Genomic DNA, 22,875 nt, shown 5'->3' with positions numbered 1-22,875 from the left:
AACAAAGGAGGCGAATACCGGTGGAAATCTTGACTGCCATCGGGGTCCCGCGCACTGTTCGCTCCAGCGTGCTCAATTCGCACAAGGGTGTGCGCGTGGTGCAACAAAGGAGTTCGACATGATCTGGAGTCGCGTCCGCACAACCGCCACGGCCATCGGCGCCGTGACGATCCTCCTGCTCGCGGGGTGCACGTCGGCAGCCGACGACGCGACCCGCGACGCCGGGGCCGCCACCGCGGACCTGGAGGGCACCACCGAGTTCAACGACGCGAAGCTCGGGGAGCTGGCCGGGGCGGTCGAGACCGCGCTCAAGGGCAAGGACGTCGGCGCCGTCCGGGTCGCCATGGTGATCAACAGCCCGTCGGCCTACTGGGCCGAAGGGCGCACCGGGATGGAGAACGCGGCCAGGAAGTTGGGTGTCAAGGCCGACTTCCAGGCTCCGGCGGGTGGTGACCTCAACACCCAGCTGTCCATTCTGGACACCCTGCGGGCCGACAAGGTCGACGGCTACACCGTCTCGGCGGTCGACCCGGCGGCGGTGCGCGGACCGGTCGGCGCGGCGCAGGACGCGGGCATCGGCGTGGTCGCGATCGACTCGCCGCTGACCGGCACGCCCAAGCCGACGGTGTACCTCGGGACGCCGAACACCGAGGCCGGTCGGCAGGCCGGGGAGGCGATGAGGAAATTGCTCGGCGGATCCGGGAAGGTCGCCATTCTGACCGGTTCCCTGACCGCCGCGAATGCGACCCAGCGCATCGCCGGATTCACCAAGGCACTGCAGGGGAGTGGAATCGAAATCGTCGACACGCTCAACGACGACGCCGATCCCTCGAAAGCGCTCTCGAATGCGCAGACCGCGCTCCAGGCGAATCCCGACCTCACCGGGATCTACACCGTCTGGTCCTACGACGGCCCCGCCGCGGGCCAGGCCGTGAAGGCCGCGGGCAAGTCCGGGAAGGTGAAGGTCGTCGCCGACGACGCCGAGCCCAAGACCGTGGGGTTCGTCCGCGACGGCACCGTCCAGGCGATGGTCCTGCAACGCCCTTACCAGCAGGGATACCTCGGCGTGTACCTGCTCGCGGCGATGAAGGTGCTCGGCGAGGAGGCCACGGCGGCGCTGCTGAAGCCCTACCTGGAGGACCAGGACGGTGCCACGACGCTCAGCTCCGGCATCGGCCTGGTGACCGCCAAGAACCTGTCCACCTACCTCGACGACCTGAAGAAGCTGGGCGTGACCTCGTGAGGGGGCTGGTCGAGGCCACCGGGCTGCGCAAGACCTACGGCACCGTCGAGGTGCTGCACGTCGACCGGCTGTCCCTGGCCGCCGGGCAGGTGGTCGCGCTGCTCGGTGAGAACGGGGCGGGCAAGTCCACCCTGGTCCGCGTCCTCACCGGTGCCACGGCGGCCGACGCCGGGCACGTCGAGCTGGGCGGCCGGGAGCTGCGCAACGGCGACCCGGCGCACGCCCAGGAGCTGGGCGTCGCGACGGTGTCGCAGGAGTTCCCGCTGGTCGGTGAGATGTCGGCGGCCGAGAACCTGATGCTCGGCCGCCGGGCGGGCTCCGGGCGGGTGGTCTTCGACCGCCGGGCGACCGAACGCGCCGCGCGCGAGGTGCTGGGCCTGATCGGCGCGGACGTGCCGCTCGACCAGCCGGTCTCTCGGCTGTCGGTCGCGCAGCAGCAGCTCGTGGAGATCGCCAAGGCGCTCGGCCGCGACCCGAAGGTGCTGGTGCTGGACGAGCCCACGTCCGCGCTCGGACCGGTCGAGTCGCGCCGGGTGCTGCGGGTGGCCAGGGACCTCGCCGCTCAGGGCCGGGCGGTGATCTTCATCGGGCACCGGCTCGACGAGGTCCGCGAGATCGCCGACCGGGTGCTGGTGATGCGCAACGGGCGGCTGGTCGCCGACCTCACGCCCGAGCGGGCCACCACCGAGGCGATGATCCGCGCGATGGCGGGCGACGAGGCCGACGTCCTCGTGGAGGGCGACCCGCCACCGCCGGGCGACGGACCCGTGCTCACCGTGCGCGGGCTGGAGGCGGCCGGGATCGGTCCGCTCGACCTCGACGTCGGCCGCGGCGAGATCGTCGGTGTCGCCGGGCTCATGGGGTCCGGGCGCAGCAGGCTGGTCCACGCGCTGATGGGCGCGGTGCGCACCACCGGCGGCACGATGACCCTGGCCGGGAAGCCCTACGCGCCACGACATCCCGCCGATGCCGTGCGCGCGGGTGTCGGCCTGGTGCCCGAGGACCGCAAGCGGCAGTCGTTGCTGCCCTTCGCCCCGGTCCGCTGGAACATCTCGCTGGCCGCCCTCCCGCGCATCGCCCGCCGCTCGTGGCTCGACCCGCGCGCGGAACGCTCGTTCACCGACGGGGTGCGCCGGTCGGTGAAGGTCCGCTGCGCCACGCAGGAACAGCCCATCGGCACGCTGTCCGGCGGCAACCAGCAGCGGGCGGTGTTCGGCCGCTGGTTCGCGACCGAGCCGAGGCTGCTGCTGCTCGACGAGCCCACCCGCGGCGTGGACGTGGGCGCGAAGGCCGAGATCTACCACCTCGTCGAGTCGTTCGCCGCCCGCGGCACGGCCGTCGTCATCGCCTCCTCCGAGCTGGAGGAGCTGATGCGGCTGGCCCACCGCACCGCCGTGCTCGCGGGCGGGCGGCTCGTCACCACGATCCCGCGGTCCGGCTACAGCAAGCACGCGCTGATGACGGCGGCGAACTCGGAAGGGGTGGCATCGTGACCCCGCTGCGGACCGAGGTCCCGCCGGTGGAGGTCGCGCTCGGCGGCACTTTCCTGCGCGGCAAGGAGATCGGCGTCGTCGGTGCCGTGGTGGTGGTCTTCGCCGTCTTCGCGCTGGCCAACGGCAACTTCGCCGGCGTGTCGAACCTGCAGACGATGGGCGTGGACCTGGCCCAGTACGGGCTGCTCGCGCTCGGCGTCAGCTTCGTCATCATCACCGGCGGCATCGACCTGTCCGTCGGGTCCGTGGTGGCGCTGTCCGGCGTGTGGTCGGCCTGGCTCAACGTCCACGCGGGCCTGCCCGACGTGCTCGCCATCGCACTGGCCCTGGTCACCGGTGCGGTGATCGGCGTCCTGCACGGCCTGTCGGTCACGGTGCTCGGCGTGCCGCCGTTCGTGACGACCCTGGTCACGCTCGTGGCGGCCCGCGGCGCGGCGCTCGCGCTCACCGAGGGCTTCCCGATCGACGGCGTCGGCTCGGTCTTCACCAGCATCGCGCAGTACCGGCTCGCGGGCGTCCCCGTGCCCACGCTGCTGTTCGTCGGCGCGTGCGTGGTGGCGTGGCTGTTCCTCGAACGCACCTACCAGGGCCGCCAGCTCTACGCGGTCGGCGGCAACGCCGAGGCCGCCCGGCTCGCGGGCATCCGCACCCGGCGCCGGGTGGTCCTCGCCTACGTCGTGAGCAGCACGTGCGCCGCCGCCGTCGGCGTGCTGGTGACGGCCAGGCTGACGGTCGGGCAGCCCAGCATCGCCACCGGGTGGGAGCTCAACGCCATCGCCGCGGCGGTCATCGGCGGGGTCGGCCTCGCGGGTGGCGTCGGCCGGGTCCTCGGGGTCGCGTTCGGCGCGATCCTGCTGGTCTGCATCAACAACGGCCTGGTGATCCTGCACGTCTCGCCCTACTACCAGCAGATCGTGCTCGGCGCGGTGCTCGCGGTCGCCGTCGTGACCGACCGGCTGCGCTCCCGCGGGTCCGAACGGGACCGGCGATGATCCTGGGGAGGAAGCCCGTGAAGCGATACCTGGTCGCCGCGCTCGTGGCGGCACTGGCCGCGGCCGCGGTCTCCGCCACGACCGCGACCGCCGCGGCGGAGACCACCTACACCCTCGTCGAGGCCACGAGCGGGAACGTCCTGGGTGCCACCAGGTCCGGGAACGACCCCGCGATGACCGTCGACCCGTACACGGGCGACCGCCGCCAGCTGTGGCGCGTGGTCGACCTCGGCGACGGCTTCCGCCGGATCGTCAACGACGGCAACGGGAAGTCGCTGTCGACGGTGGACGGCGGCTCCGGGGACGGCGCGGTCGTGCACCTGTGGGACTACCTCGGGAGCTACCCGGACCAGCAGTGGCGGATCGACGACGCGGGCGGCGGCACCGTCACGGTCGCCAACCGGGGTACCGGTGGGCGGCTGCTGTCCACAAAGGACGGCAGTACGGCGGCGGGGACCGAGGCGCGGCTGTGGAGCCGGACCACCGGACGCGCCGGGCAGACGTGGAAGCTGGTGCCCACGGCACTGGTCCGCGAGGTGGTCGTGCACGCCGACGACGTCGTGGGCCAGGTCCCGCGCACCCACGTCGCCGCGGGGCTGGAGGACGTCAACCACGAGGTCTACGGCGGCATCTACAGCCAGCTGGTGTTCGGCGAGGCGTTCGCGGAACCGGCCTACGACGCCGGGGTGAGCGGGATGTGGCGGGCGACCTCGACCGGCGGCGCCCGCGGCGAGTACGCGCTGGACACCACGAGCCCGTTCAAGGGCGGGCAGTCCCAGCGGATCCGGTTCGCCACCGGAACCGGCACCGTCGGCGTGGAGAACCGGGGCCTCAACCGCCAGGGGATCGGCTTGGTGGCCGGGAAGCCGTACGAGGGGACGATCGCGCTGCGCACCGACCGGCCGGTGGGCGTCGCACTGCAGAACGGCGACGGCAGCCGGACCTACGCCCGTACCGCGATCAGCCCGTCGGGCAACGGGTGGCGCACCTCGACGTTCACCCTGACCCCGACCACGACCGACGCGCACGCGCGGCTCGTGGTCGAGCTGGCCGGGCCCGGCACGGCCGACGTCGGCTACGTGTTCCTCGAACCCGGTGCGTGGGGCCGCTTCCAGGGCCAGCACGTGCGCAAGGACGTGGCCGACGCGATGGTGCGGCAGGGCCTCAAGGCCATCCGGTTCGGCGGCTGCGCCAACAGCGGCTGCGGCGACGTCTCCGAGTACCGCTGGAAGGCGATGATCGGCGACCCCGTGCGGCGGCCGGTGACCAAGGGCTTCTGGTACCCCTACGAGTCCAACGGCTGGGGCGTCTTCGAGTTCCTCCGGCTCGGTGAGGCGATGGGGATCGAGGCCGTGCCGTCGCTGAACATCGACGAGACGCCGCAGGACGTCGCCGACCTGCTCCAGTACCTCTACGGCCCGGCGGGCTCGATCTGGGGCGCGCGCCGCGTCGCCGACGGGCACCCGGCGCCGTACGCGGTGCGGCGGCTCCAGCTGGGCAACGAGAATGCCGTCGACGAGGCGTACTGGCGGAAGTTCAAGGCGCTCGCGGACGTGGTGTGGTCCTACGACCCGACGATCCGGCTCGTCGTGGGCGACTTCTCCTACAGCGACGTGATCACCGACCCGTTCCACTTCACCGGCGGCGGCAAGGTGGACACCCTGGCCGCGCACCAGAAGATCCTCGACCTGTCCAAGGCCTACGGCGCGGTGGTCGACTTCGACATCCACCTCTGGACGCAGCAGACCGACGGCGTCGAGTCGCAGATCCGCGCGCTGGACAGCTACGTCGACCAGCTCGGCCGGATCAGCCCCGGCGCGGACTACCACGTGGTGGTGTTCGAGCTGAACGCCGACCGGCACGACCTGGCCCGCGCGCTGGCCAACGCCTACGCCATCAACGCGTTGCAGCGCAGGCCGAAGGTGGACGTGGTGTCCTCGGCCAACGCCCTGCAGGTCGACGGGCAGAACGACAACGGGTGGAACCAGGGGCTGGTGTTCCTGAACCAGAACCAGGTGTGGGGCCAGCCGCCCTACTACGTGCACCGGATGAAGGCGGCCTCCTGGCAGCCCGGTGTGGCGCGGACCGACGTCACGGGCGGCGACGGGCTGTTCAACGTGACCGCGCTGGTCTCCGCCGACGGGAACGGGCTGTCGGTCGACGTCGTCAACGCTACGGCCGAGCCGCTGACCTACACCCTGCGCCTGGACGGGTTCCGCGCCGACACCGCCGCGGTGTCCACATTGGATGGTCGGCCGAACGCCGTGAACACCGCGGGCAACCCGGAGAACGTGGTGCCGCACGACTCCACCGCCCAGCTCACCGGCGGGACCGCGCTGACCTACACGTTCCCGGCCAACTCGTACACGTCGCTGCGCTTGCGCGGCTAGGAACCCCAGGGGAGGAACGAGATGCGGACCCACCAGGCCGACGTGGTCCTCGACGCCCGCGCCGAGCACGCCGAGGGACCCCTGTGGGACGACGTGCGCCAGGAGCTGCTGTGGGTGGACCTGTACGCGGGGCTCGTGCACCGCGCCGGGTGGCTGCCCGACGCGCTCGGCCCCGTGACCACCCACGCCGTCGGGCAGCCGGTCGGCGCGGTCGTGCCGTGCGCCGAACCCGAGGACGGGTGGGTCGTCGCGAGCGAGCTGGGGTTCGCCCGGCTCGGCGTCGACGGCTCCGTGCGGACGGTGGCCGAACCCGAGCGGGTGCACGGCGGCCGCACCCGGATGAACGACGGGTGCTGCGACCCGCGCGGCCGGATGTGGGCGGGCAGCATGGCCCACGACCGCGCACCGGGCGCCGGGTCGCTCTACCGACTGGACGGCGAGCGCGCCCACCACGTGCTCGGCGGCGTGACCATCTCCAACGGGATCGCCTGGCGCGGCCCGGACGCGTTCCACTACGTCGACACGCCCACCCAGCGCGTCGACCTGGTCCGGGTCGACCCGGACGGGCGGCTGGCCGGCCGGGAGACGGCGTTCGGGGTCGACCCGGCGCTCGGCGCTCCCGACGGCATGACCGCCGACGCCGAGGGCTGCCTGTGGGTGGCCCTGTGGGGCGGGTCGGCGGTGGTGCGGTTCAGCCCGACCGGTGAGGTGCTGGCACGGGTCGACGTGCCCGCCACGCAGGTCAGCAGCTGCTGCTTCGGCGGCCCCGACCTGTCGGTGCTGTTCGTCACGACCTCGCAGGAGGGCTTCACACCGGAGCGGTCGGCCGCGGAACCGCACGCGGGCAAGGTCTTCGCGGTCCGCACGGACGTCACCGGGCTGCCCGCCGACAGGTTCCGACCGGAAGGGAGCGGCTCGTGACCCGGATCGCCCTGGTGGGGTGCGGGGCCATGGGCGCGATCGTGGCCGGGTCCGTCTACTCCGGACCGGACGCGCCGAGGCTCGTTGCGGCCGTGGACCCCGACCCGGCGCGGGCCGGTCGGGTCGCGGAGGTGACCGGGGCGGCGGCGTTCACGTCGTTGGCCGAGGCCCGCCGGGCCACGGGCGCCACCGCCGTGGACGTCCGCGTGCCGCACCACCTGCACGCGGAGGTCGTCCTGGAGGCGCTGGAGGCCGGGTGCCACGTGCTGGTCGAGAAGCCGCTCGCCACCACGCTGCCGGACGCCCGGCGGATGGTGGCGGTCGCGGCGGAGGGCGGGCTCGTCCTCGCGGTGGCCGAGAACTACCCGCACTTGCGGGCAGTGCTCGACGCGCGGGCGGCGCTCGACGCCGGGGAGGTCGGCGACGTGCTCGCCGTCCTGGCCACCCGCGCCTACCGCGTGGACGGCGTGTGGGTGCGCGACGGCTGGCGCCGGGGCACGGGACCGTCCAGCGGCATCCTGCTCGACCAGGGGACGCACCAGGCCAGCCTGGTCCGCATGCTGGGCGGCCCGGTGGAGGCCGTGTCGGCGCACCCGGCCGGGGGGAAGGCCGCCGACGCCGTGGCGCTGACCCTGCGGCTGGCGAGCGGTGTCGTCGCGCAGTCGCTGCTGACCTGGGCCAGTCCCGGACCCGCCGCGCAGGTCGAGGCGACCGTGGTGGGCACCGGCGGGCGGCTCGACGTCGTGGTCGACTACGACGGCGACGCGGGAGGGTGCGGGCTCTGGACGCCCGACGGCGCCGCGAGCCGGGGCGCCGAGAACTACTACGACAGCCACCGGCTGATCGTGGACGACTGGCTCCGCGCGATCGACGCGGGCGGCGAGGCGGTCGTGCCGGGTCGGGAGGGGTTCGCCGACCTCGCGGTCGTCCTGGCCGCGACCGAGTCGCTGCGCCGGGACGGCGTCCTCGTCGCGGTGGCGCGGGCATGAGCGGGCCGGACGCCGTGTGCCTCGGCGAGAGCATGGCGCAGCTCTTGCCCGCCGACGGCCGGTCGCTGCGGGCCGCGGGGAGCTTCGTGCTCACCACGGCGGGCGCGGAGTCGAACGTGGCGCAGGGGCTCGCGCTGCTGGGCAGCACGGTCGCGTGGGTCAGCCTGGTCGGCGACGACGCGCTGGGCTCGCGGGTGCTCGACGACGTCTCAGCCGCCGGGGTCGACGTGTCGCTGACCCACCGCCTCGACCGGGGGCGCACCGGGTTCTTCCTCAAGGACCCGGCCGCGGACGGCTCGCGGGTCACCTACTACCGCGACGGCTCGGCCGCGTCGCAGCTGTCCCGCGCCGACGTGGACCGCGCGCTCGCCGCCCGCCCGCGGCACCTGCACCTGTCGGGTGTCACGCCCGCGCTGTCGGCGTCGTGCCGGGACGCCGTCGGGTACGCGCTCGCCGGAGACCACAGGGTGTCGACCAGCTTCGACGTCAACCACCGCCCGGTGCTCTGGGCGGACCGCGCCGAGGCCGCCCGGACCCTGCGCGACCTGGCACGGCGGGCCGACGTGGTGTTCGTCGGGCTCGACGAGGCCGCCGCGCTGTGGGGCACCACGACCCCGGAGCAGGTGCGCGACCTGCTGGCCGACCCGGCGGCCGTGGTCGTCAAGGACGGCGCGGTCGACGCGACCGCGTTCACCGCGGACGGCCGGTTCACCGAGCCCGCGCTGCCGGTCGACGTCGTGGAACCGGTCGGCGCGGGCGACGCGTTCGCCGCGGGCTGGCTGCACGGGATGCTGGTCGGCCTGCCGCACCCGGCCCGGCTGCGCCTCGGGCACCTGATGGCCCAGAGCGCCCTCACGTCGTTGTCCGACCACGTCACGACCACCCGACCGCCAGCCGACCTGGTCCGCGAGGCGGACCGGGCCACGGCAGCAGGGAGCTGACATGTCCCAGTCCGTCGACCGGGCCGCCGCGATCCTCGACGCCTGCGCGCCCGGCCCGCAGCGCCTCACCCACCTCGCCGAGCTGCTCGGCGTGCACCGCTCCACGGTGCTGCGGCTGCTCCAGACCCTCGAACGGCACCGGCTCGTCCGCAGGCTCGACGACCTCACCTGGACCATCGGCTACGGGCTGATCGGCCTGGCCGTGGAGACCCTCGACCGGATGGACCTGCGCACCGCCGCGCGGCCCCGGCTGGAGCGGCTGGGGCAGGAGATCGGGCACACCATCCACCTCGCCCAGCTCGACGGGCACGACATCGTCTACGTCGACAAGGTGGAGGGGCGCGGTGCCGTGCGGATGGCGTCCCGCATCGGCGCCCCCGTCCAGGTGCACACCGCGGGCGTGGCCAAGGCGATCCTCGCCGGACTGCCGCCCGACCGGTGCGAGGCGGTGCTGGCCTCGGCGACGTTCGAGCGGTTCACCGACTCGACCATCACCGGCCGCGCCGAGTTCGCCGCCGAGCTGGCCAAGGTCCGCAAGCAGGGGTACGCCGTCGACGACGGCGAGTACGAGAGCTACCTCGCGTGCGTGGCGGTCCCGGTGCGCGACGGCGGCGGTGCCATCCGCGCGGGCGTGTCGATCACGGCGCTGTGCGCGATCGAACGGCTGGAGAAGCTGCGCCGCCACCTGCCGCGGCTGTGGACGGTGGCGTCGGAGATCTCCCAGGAGTTGGGCTGGACCGGGCCCGCGGGGGTGGGGCGCAGTGCGGGCTGACCCGTTCACCACCCACCTGGACCGCCTGCCCGTGCTGGTGATCCTGCGCGGCCACGACCCCACGACGACCGTGCGGCTGTGCGAGCACGCGGCGTCGCTCGGCGTCGGGCTGGTCGAGGTCCCGTGGCACGGCGAGGAGTCCCGGGCGTCCCTGACCGCCGCGCTGGACTGGGCGCGCGACCGGCCGGGGGTGCTGGTGGGCGCGGGCACCGTGACGGGTGTGGACGTGCTGCGCGCGGTGCACGCGCTCGGCGTCGCGTTCACCGTCGCCCCCGGCTTCGACGCGGGCGTGGTCGAGGCCGCCGCCGTGCTGGGCGTCGCGCACCTGCCCGGTGTCGCCACCGGCACCGAGGTGTCCGCCGCACTGGCCGCCGGGTGCGTGTGGCAGAAGGCGTTCCCGGCCTCGGTGCTCACGCCCGCGTGGTTCACCGCGCTGCGCGGCCCGTTCCCCGGGGTGCGCTTCGTCGCGACCGGCGGCGTGGACGCCGGCAACGCCGCCGACTTCCTGCGCGCGGGTGCCAGTGCCGTCGCGCTGGGCAGCGCTTTCAGCACCGCCGACCCGGCGGTCATCAGATCCCTCGCCGACTGACCCACCAGAGAACCGGAGACGACGATGTCCCACCCCTCCCGCCGAGCCTTCCTCGGCGCGGGCGCCGCCACCGTGGCGGGCCTGCACCTCGGCCTCCCGACCGCCACCGCGACCGCCGCTCCCACCGCCAGGGCCGGGCAGGAGGTGCTGCGCGACGACTTCGGCCCCGTCGCGGGCTGGCAGCGGCAGGGCGTGGTGCTCCAGCAGTCCCTGCCCTGGGAGACCTCGCTGCTGCAGGACCCGTGCCTGGTGTACAACCAGGGCGGCGGTCCGCGGTTCAAGATGTGGTACGGCTCCCTGTACTACGTCGGCTACGCGACCAGCGAGGACGGCCGCACGTGGACCAAGGCCGCGGACCCGGTGCTGGTGCGCTCGCTGGACTCCGACCGCAACAACCTGAACCAGCCCAGCGTCGTGTACCTCGACGGCACGTGGCACATGACGTACTTCGGCATCGACGGCGCGGGCAAGGGCCGGGTGCACTACGCGACGGCGTCCGCGCCCGGCGGCCCCTGGACCAAGCGCGGTGTCGTGCTGGAGTCGACGATGCCGTGGGAGGACGACTACGTCTACAACTCCTCGCTGCTCTACGACGCGGCCGAGCGGACGTGGAAGATCTGGTACACGGCGGGCAAGATCGCCTCGGCGGGCGGCGAGCCCGAGTACATCTGCTACGCCACCGCGAAGAACCCCGCGGGTCCGTGGACCAAGCACCCGGCCAACCCCGTCGTGCGGCCCATGCGCGACGGCGGCTGGGCGTCGCTGGGCATCGGCGGGCCGAACGTCCGGCGCACCGCCGACGGCGGGTACGAGATGCGCGTGGTCGGCTGGCAGGCCGACTACCCGTCACGCGGCGGCAAGCTGCTCTCGCGCGACGGGGTGAAGTGGGAGCTGACCCGTGCCGCCCACGAGCTCGACCTCGGCGTGGCAGGCGGGCCGGAGGACTCGATGGTCTACCGGCAGTTCGTGGTCCGGCACGCGGGCGCCGACCACGTGTTCTACAACGCCAAGAACAACAGGCCGGGGTGGAACGAGACGATCGAGCTGGCGATCTGGCGGGACGCCCAGCAGATCGTGGACCCGGCGAAGTGGACCATGACGCAGGGGTGGGCGATCCCCAGCGGCGCGTCGTTCACCGTGGCGGGCAACCGGGCCACGACGCTGGGCAACGGTGTCGCGGGGTCGCCGCAGACGTTGCAGGGCAACGTGGTGGTCCCGGCGCTGGACTACGAGGTGTCCGCCGACGTGACGCCCACCAGCACCGCCGTCGCCGACCGCGACACCGTCCTGCTGGCCCGCTGCACCGGCCGGGACAGCTACTACTACGCGGGCATCGCCTCGTGGGGCAACGAGTACGCGATCGGCGTCGTCGCCGACGGGGTGAACACCAGGATCGCCGGGGTCGGCAGCGCCTCCTCCATCACCCCCGGCACCACGCACCGGCTCCGCTTCGCGTTGACCGGTTCGGCGCTGGCGCTCTACGACGGCGACCGGCTGGTGCTGTCGGCGGTGGACCCGACCCTGATCCCGCCGACCAGCTACGTGGGCCTGCAGTGCTCGACGCCCACGGGCCGCTCGTCCTTCGGCGCCGTGTCGGTGCGGCTGGCGGGTGGTCGGCGGCGGTGACCGGCCGACTGCTCCGATCGTGGCCAGTATTGGACTGGACCACGTCGGGGTGACCATGATGTCGGGGGCGGTCGTCGACACCAGGGGAGAGAACGTGCGCAAGCTCGTCGCGGCAGTGGGAGTACCGGTGGCGGCCCTGGCCCTGTGCGTCGCGGTGGCGCCGGGGCCCGCGACCGCGCGGCCGGAGGTCGGCGGGCACTCCCGCGGCGGCGAGTGCCGGACCCCGTCGATCGACCTGCTCCAGCAGTGGCTGGCCAGCGGGGAGGGCGCCACCGTGCCCGCGACCGGCAGCCTGCTCACGCCCGTGGGCCGGGAGCACGGGCACGGGGTCGAGTACGCGGCGAAGGTGTCGTTCCTCGGCGCCGAGTGGCACGTCGCCGTCGTCTGGCTGGGCAACCGGTTCGAGGCCCAGGCAGACCTGTCGCGCTCGGCCGGGTTCTGGCTGACCTACAGCGCCACCGACGACCTGTACGTGCAGCTGCGCCCGGCGTCGCACTGGAGCGGCGGGGACAAGTGGCTCGCCAGGGTGCCCGCCACCGGCGGCCGGACGGTGACCAGGTTCTACAGCTTCCGGCCGGACGCGTGGACGACGCTGCCGGAGCTCGGCACGCCCGCCTACTCCTTCGACTCGGCGCTGCGGGAGGCGCGCGGGCTCGTCTTCGTCGGCAAGACCGCCAACGACGTCGAGTTCCGCGGCCTGCGCGTGCACGGCTACCGCCCGCCCTGCCTGTGACCGCTCCCGGCGGAAGCCGGCGTGCGGACGGCGGGACATGGCGCCGGCGACCAAGTCGCGGTCGTCGAGTTGTCGCCGACGACGAACACAGCCGTCCGGTTCGTTCCTAGCATCATCCCGCATGAGCGACCTGCACGATGTTCACGGCTGGCTCGACGAGCGGCTTCCGTCGCTGTTGCGCGAGCACGACGTTCCGGGTGCGGCGTGGGCCGTGCTGCAGGGCGGCCAGGTGGTCGACGGTGCCGCGGGCCTGCTGAGCAAAGCGACCGGCGTGGAGGCGACCGCCGACTCGGTGTTCCAGATCGGGTCCGTCACGAAGCTGTGGACCAGCACCCTGGTGCTGCAGCTCGTCGACGAGGGCGTGGTCGGGCTGGACGAGCCGGTCCGGACCCACCTGCCGGAGTTCCGGGTGGCGGACGAGGACGCGGCCGGGCGGATCACCGTGCGGCACCTGCTGAGCCACACGGCCGGGTTCGAGGGCGACATCTTCACCGACACCGGGATCGGCGACGACTGCCTCGAGAAGTACGTCGCGACGCTGCACGAGGTGCCGCAGCTGTTCCCGCCCGGCGAGCGGTTCTCCTACAACAACGCGGGCTTCTGCGTCCTCGGCAGGCTCGTGGAGGTGCTGCGCGGCAAGCCGTACGACGTGTGCCTGCGCGAGCACCTGATCGCCCGGCTGGGGCTCACCCACGCGGCGACCGGCCCGTACGAGGCGATCATGTTCCGGGCCGCGGTCGGTCACATCCAGGAGGAGCAGGGCGGCGCGTACGTGCCCGCCCCGATCTGGGCCATGGCGCGGTCGAACGCCCCCGCGGGCTCGATGCTCGCGATGCGGCCGCGCGACCTGGTCGCGTTCGCCCGCATGCACCTGGAGGACGGCCTGGCCGCCGACGGCACCCAGGTGCTCGCGCCCGGCACCGCGGCCAGGATGCACGGCCGCGAGGTGGACCTGCCGGACCTCGGCCTCATGGGGACGTCGTGGGGGCTCGGGTTCGAGCGGTTCGACACCCCGGACGGGACGATCATCGGGCACGACGGCACCACCATCGGGCAGAACGCGTTCCTGCGGATCGTGCCCGAGGCCGGGCTGGCCATCGCCCTGCTGACCAATGGCGGCGACACCGTCTCGCTCTACCACGACGTCGTCGGCCACGTGCTCGCCGAGCTCACCGACGTCGCGCTGCCCGCGCTGCCCAAGCCGCCGTCCGAACCGGAGCCGATCGACGCCGAGCGCTTCCTCGGCACCTACTCGGCGGAGGTCTTCGACCTGACCGTCAGCCAGGACGCCGACCGCCGGATCTGGATCGAGCAGATCCCCAAGGGCGCCCTCGTCGAGATGGGCGGCAAGGTCGAGCGGTCCGAGCTCGTCCACTACCGCGACGACATGCTGATCCCGCTCGAGGCCGACCGCGGGATGCACATGCCGCACGCCTTCCTCGGCGACGACGGCACCGGTCACGCGCTCTACCTGCACCTCGGTCGCGCCGTGCGGCGCGCCGGTGCCTGACACACCCACCACCTGCACAAACCCGCTCAACGCACGGAACGGAACCGCCATGAAGCGGACCACAACGGGCATCCACGCCCTGTCCCTCTGCCTCGCCGCCGCCGTGCTCGCCGGCTGCGGGGGCACCTCGACCGGCGGCGGCAAGGCCGAGTTCGTCGACGGCGGCACGTTCACGCTGGCGACGTCGTCGGACCCCGGCAACCTCGACCCCCAGATGGGGGCGGGCACCACGCTGTTCACCGTCTCCCAGTTCGCCTACGACCCGCTGGTCAGCGTCGACGGCAAGACGGGCGAGATCAAGTCCGGGCTCGCGAAGTCCTGGGACGTCAAGGGCACGACGATCACGCTCACGCTGAACGCCGACATCACGTGCTCCGACGGCGCGAAGCTGACCGCCACCGACGTGGCCCGCAACCTCGACTTCGTCGCGGACCCGGCCAGCAAGAGCCCGTTCACGGGCACGTTCTTCCCCGCGGGCGCCAAGTCGGTGGCCGACGACGCGGCGGCCACGGTGACGGTCACGCTCGCCGCGCCCGCGCCGTTCGTCCTCAACGGACTGGCGAACCTGCCGATGGTCTGCCCGGCCGGGATGGCCGACCGCACCACGCTCAAGACCGCCACCGCGGGCACCGGTCCGTACAAGCTGACCGAGGCGGCGCCGGGCGACCACTACACCTACACGGTCCGCGACGGCTACAAGTGGGGCCCCGACGGCGCCACCACGGCGACCAAGGGCCTGCCGAAGACGGTCGTGGTCAAGGTCGTGCAGAACGAGACGACGGCGGCGAACCTGCTGCTGTCCGGCGGCCTGAACGCCGCGCAGGTGTCCGGACCCGACGCCGACCGGCTGGCGAAGTCCGGGCTGTACTCCACCGAGACCCCGGCCCTGGTGGGGGAGCAGTGGTACAACCACGGCGAGGGCCGGGTCACCAGCGACCCGAAGGTCCGCAAGGCGCTGACCCAGGCGCTCGACCTCGCCCAGCTGCGCAAGGTCCTCACCTCCGACCAGGGCGGCCCGGCGACGACGCTGGCCGCGAACGAGCCGGTCGCCTGCACCGGGGACTCGGTGTCGAAGGCGCTGCCCGCGTTCGACGCGAAGGCGGCGGCCGCGCTGCTCGACGAGGCCGGGTGGAAGGCGGGTGCCGATGGCAAGCGCACCAAGGACGGCAAGCCGCTGTCGCTGGTCTTCCTGTACCAGAACAACAACGGCAGCGCGGGTGACGCGGCGGCCGAGCTCGCGGTGCAGCAGTGGAAGGCGGTCGGCGTCGACGCCACCGCGCGCAGCCAGGACGAGACCACGTTGACCAGCACCATCTTCGGTGCGGGCGACTGGGACGTCACCTGGGTCTCGCTCAACGTCAGCAGCCCCGACCAGCTCGTGCCGTTCCTGTCCGGTCCGGCGGCCCCCGCGGGGACGAACTTCTCCGCGATCTCCGACCCGGAGTACGACAAGGCGGTCACCGCGGCCATGGCCGTCCCCGGTGTCGAGGGGTGCTCCGGGTGGCTCGCCGCTGAGTCCGGCCTGATCGCCAAGTCGGAGATCGTGCCGTTCGCCAGCAAGTCCGTGCGGACGTTCGGCAAGGGCGCGGAGTTCCAGACACCGGGCCTGCTCATCCCGACGAGCATCCGCGTGCTCGCGAAGTAGCGGAGGGAGGTGGACATGGCGATGAGCCTGACAGCCGAGAGCCCGACCGCGGGCCCAGCGGTGCCGGGGGAACGTCCGTGGGCGCGGTTCGCGCTCCGGCGCCTGGGGCGGCTGCTGGTCTCGCTCTGGGTACTGGTGACGGCGTCCTTCGCCATGATCCACCTCATCCCCGGCGACCCGGTCCGCGGCGCGCTCGGCCCCACCGCCCCGGTGGAGCTGGTCGAGGCGCGCAGGCACGCGCTGGGACTGGACGACCCGCTGGCCACCCAGTACCTGCACTACCTGAAGGGCCTGTTCACGGGAGACCTCGGCACGTCGATCTCCTCCCAGCTGCCGGTGTCCGACGTGGTCGCGCAGCGGCTGCCCGCCACGCTGTCGCTGGCCGTGCTCGCGTTCCTGGGCGCGGTGCTCGTGGCGATCCCGCTGGGCGTGGTCATGGGCGTGCTGACCCGGCGCGGCCACGGCAGGCGCACCGAGCTCGCGTTCACCACGACCAGCGTGTTCGTCGCGACCGTGCCGGACTTCCTGATCGGGGTCGCGCTGATCTACGTGTTCGGCATCCGGCTCGGGTGGTTCCCGGTGGCGGGCGACGAGACGGCGTCGGCCTACGTGCTCCCGGTGTTCTCGCTGGCGATCGGGCCCGCGGCGATCCTGGCCAGGATCGTCCGGGTCGAGATGGTCGGCGTGCTGGAGGCGGACTTCGTCCGCACCGCCCGCGCCAAGCGGCTCCCGGCCAGGACCGTCTACCTGGGACACGCGCTGCCCAACGCCGTCACCGCGGCGCTGACGCTGGGCGGTCTCCTGCTGGGGGCGATGGTGGCGGGCACCGTGCTGGTGGAGAACGTCTTCGCCTGGCCGGGCCTCGGCAGCACGATCGTGCAGTCCATCCTCACCAAGGACTACCCGGTCGTGCAGGCGATCGTCCTCGTGTACGGCGTGGGCGTGCTGGTCACGAACCTCGTCGTGGACGTCGCGCTCGCCGTGCTCGACCCCCGTTCGAAGATCCGGGAGGACTGAGGAGATGCAAGGACGCTGGTCACGGGTCGTCCGCACCCCGCTGGGCCTCACCGCGACCGTGTTCGTGGTCGCGCTGCTCGCACTGGCCTGCCTCGGCCCGGTCCTCTGGGGCGCCGACGCGGACGTCGTCGACACCGACAACATCCTGGCGGCGCCGTCGGGTGAGCACTGGGCCGGGACGGACAACCTCGGCCGGGACATCCTGCTGCGGGTCCTCGTGGCCTGCCGGCTGTCGATGCTGCTCGCCCTGATGGCGATCGTGCTCGCGGTGGTGGTCGGCCTGCTGCTCGGCGCGGCGCCGTTCGTGCTCGGCAGGCGCACCGGGAGGCTGGTGACGGCCGCGGTCAACATCGCCGTCGCCTTCCCCGGAATCCTGCTGGCGCTGTTCTTCGCGGTCGTGTTCGGCGCGGGCGCGACCGGCGCGGTGATGGCCATCGGCCTGGCGGGCGCCCCCGCGTTCGCCAGGCTCACCCAGACCCTGGTGGCCGGGATCGCGGCGCGCGACTACATCGCGGCGGCCAGGATGGCCGGGGTCGGCCGGGTCCGGATCCTGTTCCGCCACGTGCTGCCGAACATCGCCGAACCGCTCGTGGTCAACGCGACCATCGGCGCGGGCAACGCGCTGCTGTCCTTCGCCGGCCTGTCCTTCCTCGGCCTCGGCGTCCAGTCGCCCTCCTACGACTGGGGCCGCCTGCTCTACGACGGCATCGCCGCCATCTACGTGAACGCGGCCGCCGCGCTCACCCCCGGCGCGGCCGTCCTGGTGGCAGGACTGGCGTTCAACCTCTTCGGCGAGTCCGTCGCGAAAGGACTCGGCGTCTCCGTCGGCGTCGGCCTGCGCACGGTCGCGACGACGCGCGCCGTCGTGGCGGCCGAACCGGAGGCCGCGGCGCACGACGACGAGGACGTCCCCGAGCCGTCGTCGGACGTGGTGCTCGACGTCCGCGACCTGGAGGTCACCTTCCCCGGCCCGGCGGGTCCGGTCCGGCTGGTCCGCGGCGTCTCCTTCGAGGTGCGCCGCGGCGAGGCGGTCGGCATCGTCGGCGAGTCGGGGTCGGGCAAGTCCATGACGGCGCTGGCGATCACCCGGCTCGTCGCCGACCACGGCCGGGTCGACGCCACCCGGCTCGACCTGCTGGGCACCGACCTGCTGGCACCGGACACCGCGGTGCGCCGCCGGATGCTGGGCACCTCGCTGGCCATGGTGTTCCAGGACCCGATGACCTCGTTCAACCCCACCCGCCGCATCGGCGCCCAGCTGGCGGAGGTCGCCACCCACCACCAGGGCATGACGCGCCGCGAGGCGACCGCCCGCGCGGTGGACCGGCTGACCGCCGTGCGCATCCCGGACGCGGCCACCCGCGTGAGGCAGTACCCGCACGAGTTCTCCGGCGGGATGCGCCAGCGGGCGATGATCGGCATGGGCCTGATGGGCAAGCCGTCGCTGATCGTCGCGGACGAGCCCACCACCGCGCTCGACGTGACCGTGCAGCAGCAGGTGCTCGACCTGCTCACCGCGATCCGCGAGGCCGACGACGTGGCGCTGGTGCTGATCAGCCACGACGTCACGGTGGTCGGCGAGGTCTGCGACCGGGTGATGGTGATGTACGCGGGCCGGGTCGTCGAGGACCTGCCCGCCGCCGACCTGGCCACCGCGGCCCGGCACCCCTACACACGGGCGCTGGTCGAGGCCGTGCCCGACATGGCGACCGACCTGACCCGGCCGCTCGCGACCATCCCCGGCCGCCCGGTCAGCCCCGCCGACGCCCCGGTCGGCTGCGCCTACGCCGACCGGTGCCCGCTCGCCGACGCCCGCTGCCGCGCGGAGGACCCGCCGCTGGTGGCCGACTCGGGTCGGCACCGGGTGGCGTGCTGGCACGCGGGCGAACCGCTGCCGCCCGTCCGGATGACCGACGACCTGGTGGAGACGGTGGAGTCCCTGTGAGCGAGCTGCGGTTCGACGACGTGACGGTCCGCTACGGCAAGGCCACCGCCGTGGACGGGGTGAGCCTGACCGTGCCGGAGGGGGAGGTGGTCGGCCTCGTCGGCGAGTCCGGCTCCGGCAAGTCCACGCTCGCGCGGGCCGCCGTCGGCCTGGCCCCGTTGAGCGGCGGCCGGATCACCCTCGGCGGCGCGCCGGTGCCGACCCGCGGCAGGCCGCGCCCGTTGCAGATGGTGTTCCAGGACCCGTACTCCTCGCTCGACCCGCGGATGACCGTCGGCGAGAGCGTGACCGAGGCGATGCCGCCGGGCGGTACCCGCGCCGAACGGCGGGCGGAGGTCGAGCGGCTGCTGGAGCTGGTGCACCTCGACCCGGCGTGCGCGGGCAACGTCCCGTCGCGGCTCTCCGGCGGGCAGCGGCAGCGGGTCGCGTTCGCGCGCGCCCTGGCCGCCCGCCCGCGGGTGGTCATCGCCGACGAGATCACCTCCGCGCTGGACGTCTCGGTCCAGGGCGCGGTGCTCAACCTGGTCCGCGAGCTCCAGCGCGACCTCGGCCTCACGATCCTGTTCATCTCCCACAACCTCGCGGTGGTCCGCTACGTCGCCTCGCACGTCGCCGTGATGCGCGACGGCCGGATCGTCGAGCAGGGACCCGCCGAGCGGGTGCTCACCGAGCCCGCCCACGACTACACCCGCGAGCTGCTCGCCGCCGTGCCAGGACGATCCACGCCAAGGAGCCAGCGATGACCCGTCGGATGCGCGTCGAGGACCTCACCGACCTCGTGGTCCCCTCGCAGCCCGCGCTGTCGCCCGACGGGAGCCGGATCGCCTACGCCCTGCGGACCCCGGACGTCGAAGGGGACCGCTACACCGACGAGCTGTGGCTGGTCGGCACCGACGGCGACGCGCCCCGCAGGCTGACCTCCGGTCCGGCCGACGCGGCGCCCGCCTGGTCCCCGGACGGCACCCGGCTCGCCTTCCTCCGCGACGGCCAGGTCGCCGTCGTCGGCGTGCCGGGCGGCGAGCCCGAGCAGGTGACGGACCTGCCGCTCGGGGCGGGTGCGCCGCGCTGGAGCCCGGACGGGCGCAGGCTCGCGTTCACCGCGCCGGTCGACCCGACCGGTGGCGCGAAGGGGCCGATGGTCTCCGACGGCATCGACTACCAGACCGACTCCCTCGGTATGTTCGGGCAGGTCCGCACGCAGGTGCACGTCCTCGACCCCGGCAGCCGCGAGCTCCGGCAGCTCACCGACGGGCCGCACGGCGCGGGCGCCCCGGCCTGGTCGCCGGACGGCACGACGCTGGCGTTCACCCGGCCGTCCGGACCCGACAGCGACCTGCGCCACCGCGTCCCGGTGCACCTCCTGGAGGTCGACGATCCGCACGCCCGGCCGAAGGTGCTCGCCTTCGCCGACGGGGTGGCGTCCACGGTCGGCTGGGTGGAGGACGGGTCCGCGCTGCTCGTGGTCGGCTGGGCGGGCGACCCGGTCGCCCACGCCCACCTCCACCGCGTCGCCGTGGTCGGCGGTGAGGTCACCGACCTGTCGGCCGCGGTGGACCGCAACGTGATGCCGGGAGCCACGGCGTACCCCGGCGGCCTGCCGCACGAGCACGGCGGCCGGGTCTGGTTCTGCCTGCGCGACCACGGCTGCACGCACCTCTGGTCGGTCGCCGCCGACGGCACCGACGCCCGCCCGGTCCTCGACGGCGCGGGCCGGGTCGTGTCCGGGCTGTCGGTGGCAGGCACCCTCGGCGCGGTCGCGCTCACCACGCCCACCTCGTTCGGCGAGATCGCGGTCGTCGACCTGGGGACCGGCGCGGAGAGGGTGCTCACCGACCACGGTGCCGCGCTGTCCGGAGTGGACACCTACCCCCGCGAGGAGCGGTGGTTCACCATCTCCGACGGCACCGAGGTGCAGGCGTGGCTCATACACGACCCCGCCCGCCGCGGCCCCCGCCCGGTCCTGCTCGACGTGCACGGCGGCCCGCACAACGCGTGGAACGGCGCGGCCGACGAGATCCACCTCTACCACCAGGAGCTGGTCGCCCGCGGCTGGGCCGTGCTGCTGGTCAACCCGCGCGGCAGCGACGGGTACGGGGAGGCCTTCTACGACGGCGTCCGCGGCGCGTGGGGTGTCGCGGACGCCGCCGACTTCCTGGAGCCGCTGGACCGGCTGGTCGCCGACGGGTTCGCCGACCCGGAGCGGCTCGCGGTCGCCGGGTACAGCTACGGCGGGTTCATGACGTGCTGGCTGACCGGCCACGACGACCGGTTCGCCGCGGCCGTGGCGGGCGGCACGGTCAGCGACCTGGTGAGCATGGGCGGCTCCAGCGACGACAGCCACTTCCTCAGCGCCTACGAGCTCGAGGGCACGCCGTGGCAGCAGCCGGAGCGCTACGCCGCCATGTCACCGCTCACCCGCGTCGCCGACGTCCGCACGCCGACCCTCCTGCTGCACGGCGCGGACGACCTGACGTGCCCGCTCGGCCAGGCCCAGCAGTGGCACACCGCGCTGCGCGAGCAGGGCGTCCCGACCCGGCTGGTCGTCTACCCGGACGCCTCGCACGCGTTCATCCTGCTCGGCCCGCCGTCGCAGCGGCTCGACTTCAACCACCGGGTGCTCGACTGGCTGGAGCGCCACACCGAGCGCGGCGGACGGGCCCGGATCGACGCCGCGCACTGGCGGCGCCGGCTGGCCCGGCTCGCCGAGCGGCACCGGGTGCCCGGCGCGCAGCTCGGCATCCTGCGGCTCGGCTCGGGGGAGTCCGACGACGAGCTGGTCGAGGCCGCGCACGGCGTGCTGAACGTCCGCACCGGCGCCCCGGTCGGCACCGACTCGCTGTTCCAGATCGGCTCGATCACCAAGGTGTGGACGGCGACCGTCGTGATGGCGCTGGTCGACGAGGGGAAGCTCGACCTCGACACGCCGGTCGTCGACGTGCTGCCGGAGCTGCGGCTCGCCGACGCGGAGATCACGAAGTCGGTCACCCTCCGGCACCTGCTCAACCACACCAGCGGCATCGACGGCGACGTGTTCACCGACACCGGCCGCGGCGACGACTGCCTGGAGCGCTACGTCGACGTGCTCGGCGAGGCCGGGCAGAACCACCCGGTGGGCGCGACCTGGTCCTACTGCAACTCCGGCTACGCGCTGCTGGGCCGGGTGGTCGAGAAGGTCACCGGGCAGACCTGGGACCAGGCCATGCGCGAGCGGCTGTTCACGCCGCTCGGGCTCGCGCACACCGTGACGCTCCCCGAGGAGGCGCTGCTGTTCGCCGCCGCGGTCGGCCACGACGAGCGCGACGGCGAACCGGTCCCGGCACCGGCGTGGGGGCTGCCCCGCTCGATCGGACCGGCCGGGCTGGTCACCTCCACCGTCGCCGACGTGCTCGCGTTCGCGCGCATGCACCTGCTCGGTGGCGTCGCGGCCGACGGCACCGAGGTGCTGAGCGCCCAGAGCGTCGCGGCGATGACGTCGCACCAGGCCGACCTGCCGGACAAGCTGTCGCTCGGCGACTCGTGGGGACTCGGCTGGATCCGGTTCGGCTGGGACGGCCAGCGGCTGTTCGGCCACGACGGCAACACGCTCGGCCAGGCGGCGTTCCTGCGGGTGCTGCCCGAGCAGGGCCTGGCCGTGGTGCTGCTGACCAACGGCGGCCACACCCGCGACCTGTACGAGGACCTCTACCGCGAGATCTTCGCCGAGGTCGCCGACGTCGCGGTGCCCCGGCCGTTCGCGCCGCCGGAGGAGCCGGTGGAGGTCGACGCGACCCCGTTCGTCGGGGTCTACGAGCGGGCCGCCGTGCGGATGGACGTCGAGAACGGCCCCGACGGCCCGCGGCTGCGGACCACGGTCACCGGCCCGATCGCGGCCCTGCTGCCCGACCCGGTCGAGGAGCACCCGCTGGTCCCGGTCGGCCCGGCGCTGTTCGCGGTCAAGCCGCCGGAGGCCGAGACGTGGGCGCCGGTCACCTTCTACGAGCTGCCGACCGGCGAGCGGTACGTGCACTTCGGGGTGCGGGCGACACCGCGGGTGTCCTGACACCGGTGCCCCGACCACCACTTCGACGAA

16 protein-coding genes and 1 pseudogene are annotated in these 22,875 nt (G+C 73.6%); all 17 read left to right on the top strand.

Annotated elements, in window-relative coordinates; genetic code table 11:
* Positions 1-118: 118 nt before the first annotated feature.
* The gene (locus tag CLV43_RS07445; RefSeq protein ID WP_106186311.1) at positions 119-1,243 is read left to right on the top strand and encodes a substrate-binding domain-containing protein; all 1,125 of its coding nucleotides are present in this window, start codon (positions 119-121) and stop codon (positions 1,241-1,243) included.
* Positions 1,240-2,736: a sugar ABC transporter ATP-binding protein gene (locus CLV43_RS07440; protein ID WP_106186310.1), complete on the top strand. Its 1,497-nt coding sequence runs from the start codon at positions 1,240-1,242 to the stop codon at positions 2,734-2,736. Before CLV43_RS07445 ends, CLV43_RS07440 begins: the two co-directional genes overlap by 4 nt.
* Entirely contained in the window at positions 2,733-3,728 is a 996-nt protein-coding gene (locus CLV43_RS07435) for an ABC transporter permease (protein ID WP_106186309.1), read from the top strand. The genes CLV43_RS07440 and CLV43_RS07435 overlap by 4 nt, the downstream gene beginning before the upstream one ends.
* Positions 3,729-3,745: 17 nt before the next feature.
* Positions 3,746-6,118, top strand: coding sequence for an RICIN domain-containing protein (locus CLV43_RS07430; RefSeq protein WP_170155729.1), 2,373 nt, complete (start codon positions 3,746-3,748; stop codon positions 6,116-6,118).
* 21 nt (positions 6,119-6,139) lie between these two features.
* Positions 6,140-7,039 (top strand): SMP-30/gluconolactonase/LRE family protein, encoded by a 900-nt coding sequence (locus tag CLV43_RS07425; protein WP_106186307.1) that lies wholly within the window; start codon positions 6,140-6,142, stop codon positions 7,037-7,039.
* Positions 7,036-8,028 carry a Gfo/Idh/MocA family protein gene (locus CLV43_RS07420; protein ID WP_106186306.1) on the top strand — a complete coding sequence of 331 codons (993 nt, stop codon included), beginning with the start codon at positions 7,036-7,038 and terminating at the stop codon, positions 8,026-8,028. The genes CLV43_RS07425 and CLV43_RS07420 overlap by 4 nt, the downstream gene beginning before the upstream one ends.
* A complete protein-coding gene (locus tag CLV43_RS07415; protein WP_106186305.1) occupies positions 8,025-8,969 on the top strand; it encodes a sugar kinase in 945 nt (314 codons plus the stop codon). The genes CLV43_RS07420 and CLV43_RS07415 overlap by 4 nt, the downstream gene beginning before the upstream one ends.
* 1 nt (position 8,970) lies before the next feature.
* Positions 8,971-9,741 (top strand): IclR family transcriptional regulator, encoded by a 771-nt coding sequence (locus CLV43_RS07410; protein ID WP_106186304.1) that lies wholly within the window; start codon positions 8,971-8,973, stop codon positions 9,739-9,741.
* Complete coding sequence (locus CLV43_RS07405) at positions 9,731-10,330, top strand: bifunctional 4-hydroxy-2-oxoglutarate aldolase/2-dehydro-3-deoxy-phosphogluconate aldolase (RefSeq protein ID WP_106186303.1); 600 nt, start codon at positions 9,731-9,733, stop codon at positions 10,328-10,330. The genes CLV43_RS07410 and CLV43_RS07405 overlap by 11 nt, the downstream gene beginning before the upstream one ends.
* A gap of 24 nt (positions 10,331-10,354) precedes the next feature.
* Entirely contained in the window at positions 10,355-11,956 is a 1,602-nt protein-coding gene (locus CLV43_RS07400; protein WP_106186302.1) for a glycoside hydrolase family protein, read from the top strand.
* A 55-nt stretch (positions 11,957-12,011) separates the two neighbouring features.
* Entirely contained in the window at positions 12,012-12,689 is a 678-nt protein-coding gene (locus CLV43_RS07395) for a hypothetical protein (RefSeq protein WP_425445737.1), read from the top strand.
* Positions 12,690-12,810: 121 nt separating this feature from the next.
* Positions 12,811-14,199, top strand: coding sequence for a serine hydrolase domain-containing protein (locus tag CLV43_RS07390; protein ID WP_106186301.1), 1,389 nt, complete (start codon positions 12,811-12,813; stop codon positions 14,197-14,199).
* Between the two features lie 49 nt (positions 14,200-14,248).
* Positions 14,249-15,844: an ABC transporter substrate-binding protein gene (locus CLV43_RS07385; protein WP_106186300.1), complete on the top strand. Its 1,596-nt coding sequence runs from the start codon at positions 14,249-14,251 to the stop codon at positions 15,842-15,844.
* Positions 15,845-15,865: 21 nt separating this feature from the next.
* Entirely contained in the window at positions 15,866-16,861 is a 996-nt protein-coding gene (locus CLV43_RS07380) for an ABC transporter permease (protein ID WP_106186805.1), read from the top strand.
* 4 nt (positions 16,862-16,865) lie between these two features.
* Positions 16,866-18,806, top strand: a complete 1,941-nt coding sequence (locus CLV43_RS07375) for a dipeptide/oligopeptide/nickel ABC transporter permease/ATP-binding protein (protein WP_106186299.1) — start codon at positions 16,866-16,868, stop codon at positions 18,804-18,806.
* Positions 18,803-19,519 (top strand): annotated as a pseudogene (locus CLV43_RS07370) (ABC transporter ATP-binding protein); the annotation flags it as partial. The gene CLV43_RS07375 and the pseudogene CLV43_RS07370, both read left to right, overlap by 4 nt.
* Before the next feature lie 26 nt (positions 19,520-19,545).
* A complete protein-coding gene (locus CLV43_RS07365) occupies positions 19,546-22,845 on the top strand; it encodes a serine hydrolase (protein ID WP_106186297.1) in 3,300 nt (1,099 codons plus the stop codon).
* Positions 22,846-22,875 lie beyond the last annotated feature (30 nt).

It is taken from the genome of Umezawaea tangerina, assembly GCF_003002815.1.
GTDB lineage: Bacteria > Actinomycetota > Actinomycetes > Mycobacteriales > Pseudonocardiaceae > Umezawaea > Umezawaea tangerina.
The sequence above is the reverse complement of the archived record's forward strand: the minus strand, read 5'-3'. Positions and strand labels throughout refer to the sequence as shown.

Bases quoted from the DNA above. Each gene is read 5' to 3' on its own strand.
- CLV43_RS07375 (WP_106186299.1), top strand. From the start codon at position 16,866: ATGCAAGGACGCTGGTCACGGGTCGTCCGCACCCCGCTGGGCCTCACC.
- CLV43_RS07390 (WP_106186301.1), top strand. From the start codon at position 12,811: ATGAGCGACCTGCACGATGTTCACGGCTGGCTCGACGAGCGGCTTCCG.
- CLV43_RS07415 (WP_106186305.1), top strand. From the start codon at position 8,025: ATGAGCGGGCCGGACGCCGTGTGCCTCGGCGAGAGCATGGCGCAGCTC.
- CLV43_RS07365 (WP_106186297.1), top strand. From the start codon at position 19,546: ATGACCCGTCGGATGCGCGTCGAGGACCTCACCGACCTCGTGGTCCCC.
- CLV43_RS07445 (WP_106186311.1), top strand. From the start codon at position 119: ATGATCTGGAGTCGCGTCCGCACAACCGCCACGGCCATCGGCGCCGTG.
- CLV43_RS07395 (WP_425445737.1), top strand. From the start codon at position 12,012: ATGATGTCGGGGGCGGTCGTCGACACCAGGGGAGAGAACGTGCGCAAG.
- CLV43_RS07400 (WP_106186302.1), top strand. From the start codon at position 10,355: ATGTCCCACCCCTCCCGCCGAGCCTTCCTCGGCGCGGGCGCCGCCACC.
- CLV43_RS07380 (WP_106186805.1), top strand. From the start codon at position 15,866: ATGAGCCTGACAGCCGAGAGCCCGACCGCGGGCCCAGCGGTGCCGGGG.
- CLV43_RS07425 (WP_106186307.1), top strand. From the start codon at position 6,140: ATGCGGACCCACCAGGCCGACGTGGTCCTCGACGCCCGCGCCGAGCAC.
- CLV43_RS07385 (WP_106186300.1), top strand. From the start codon at position 14,249: ATGAAGCGGACCACAACGGGCATCCACGCCCTGTCCCTCTGCCTCGCC.
- CLV43_RS07410 (WP_106186304.1), top strand. From the start codon at position 8,971: ATGTCCCAGTCCGTCGACCGGGCCGCCGCGATCCTCGACGCCTGCGCG.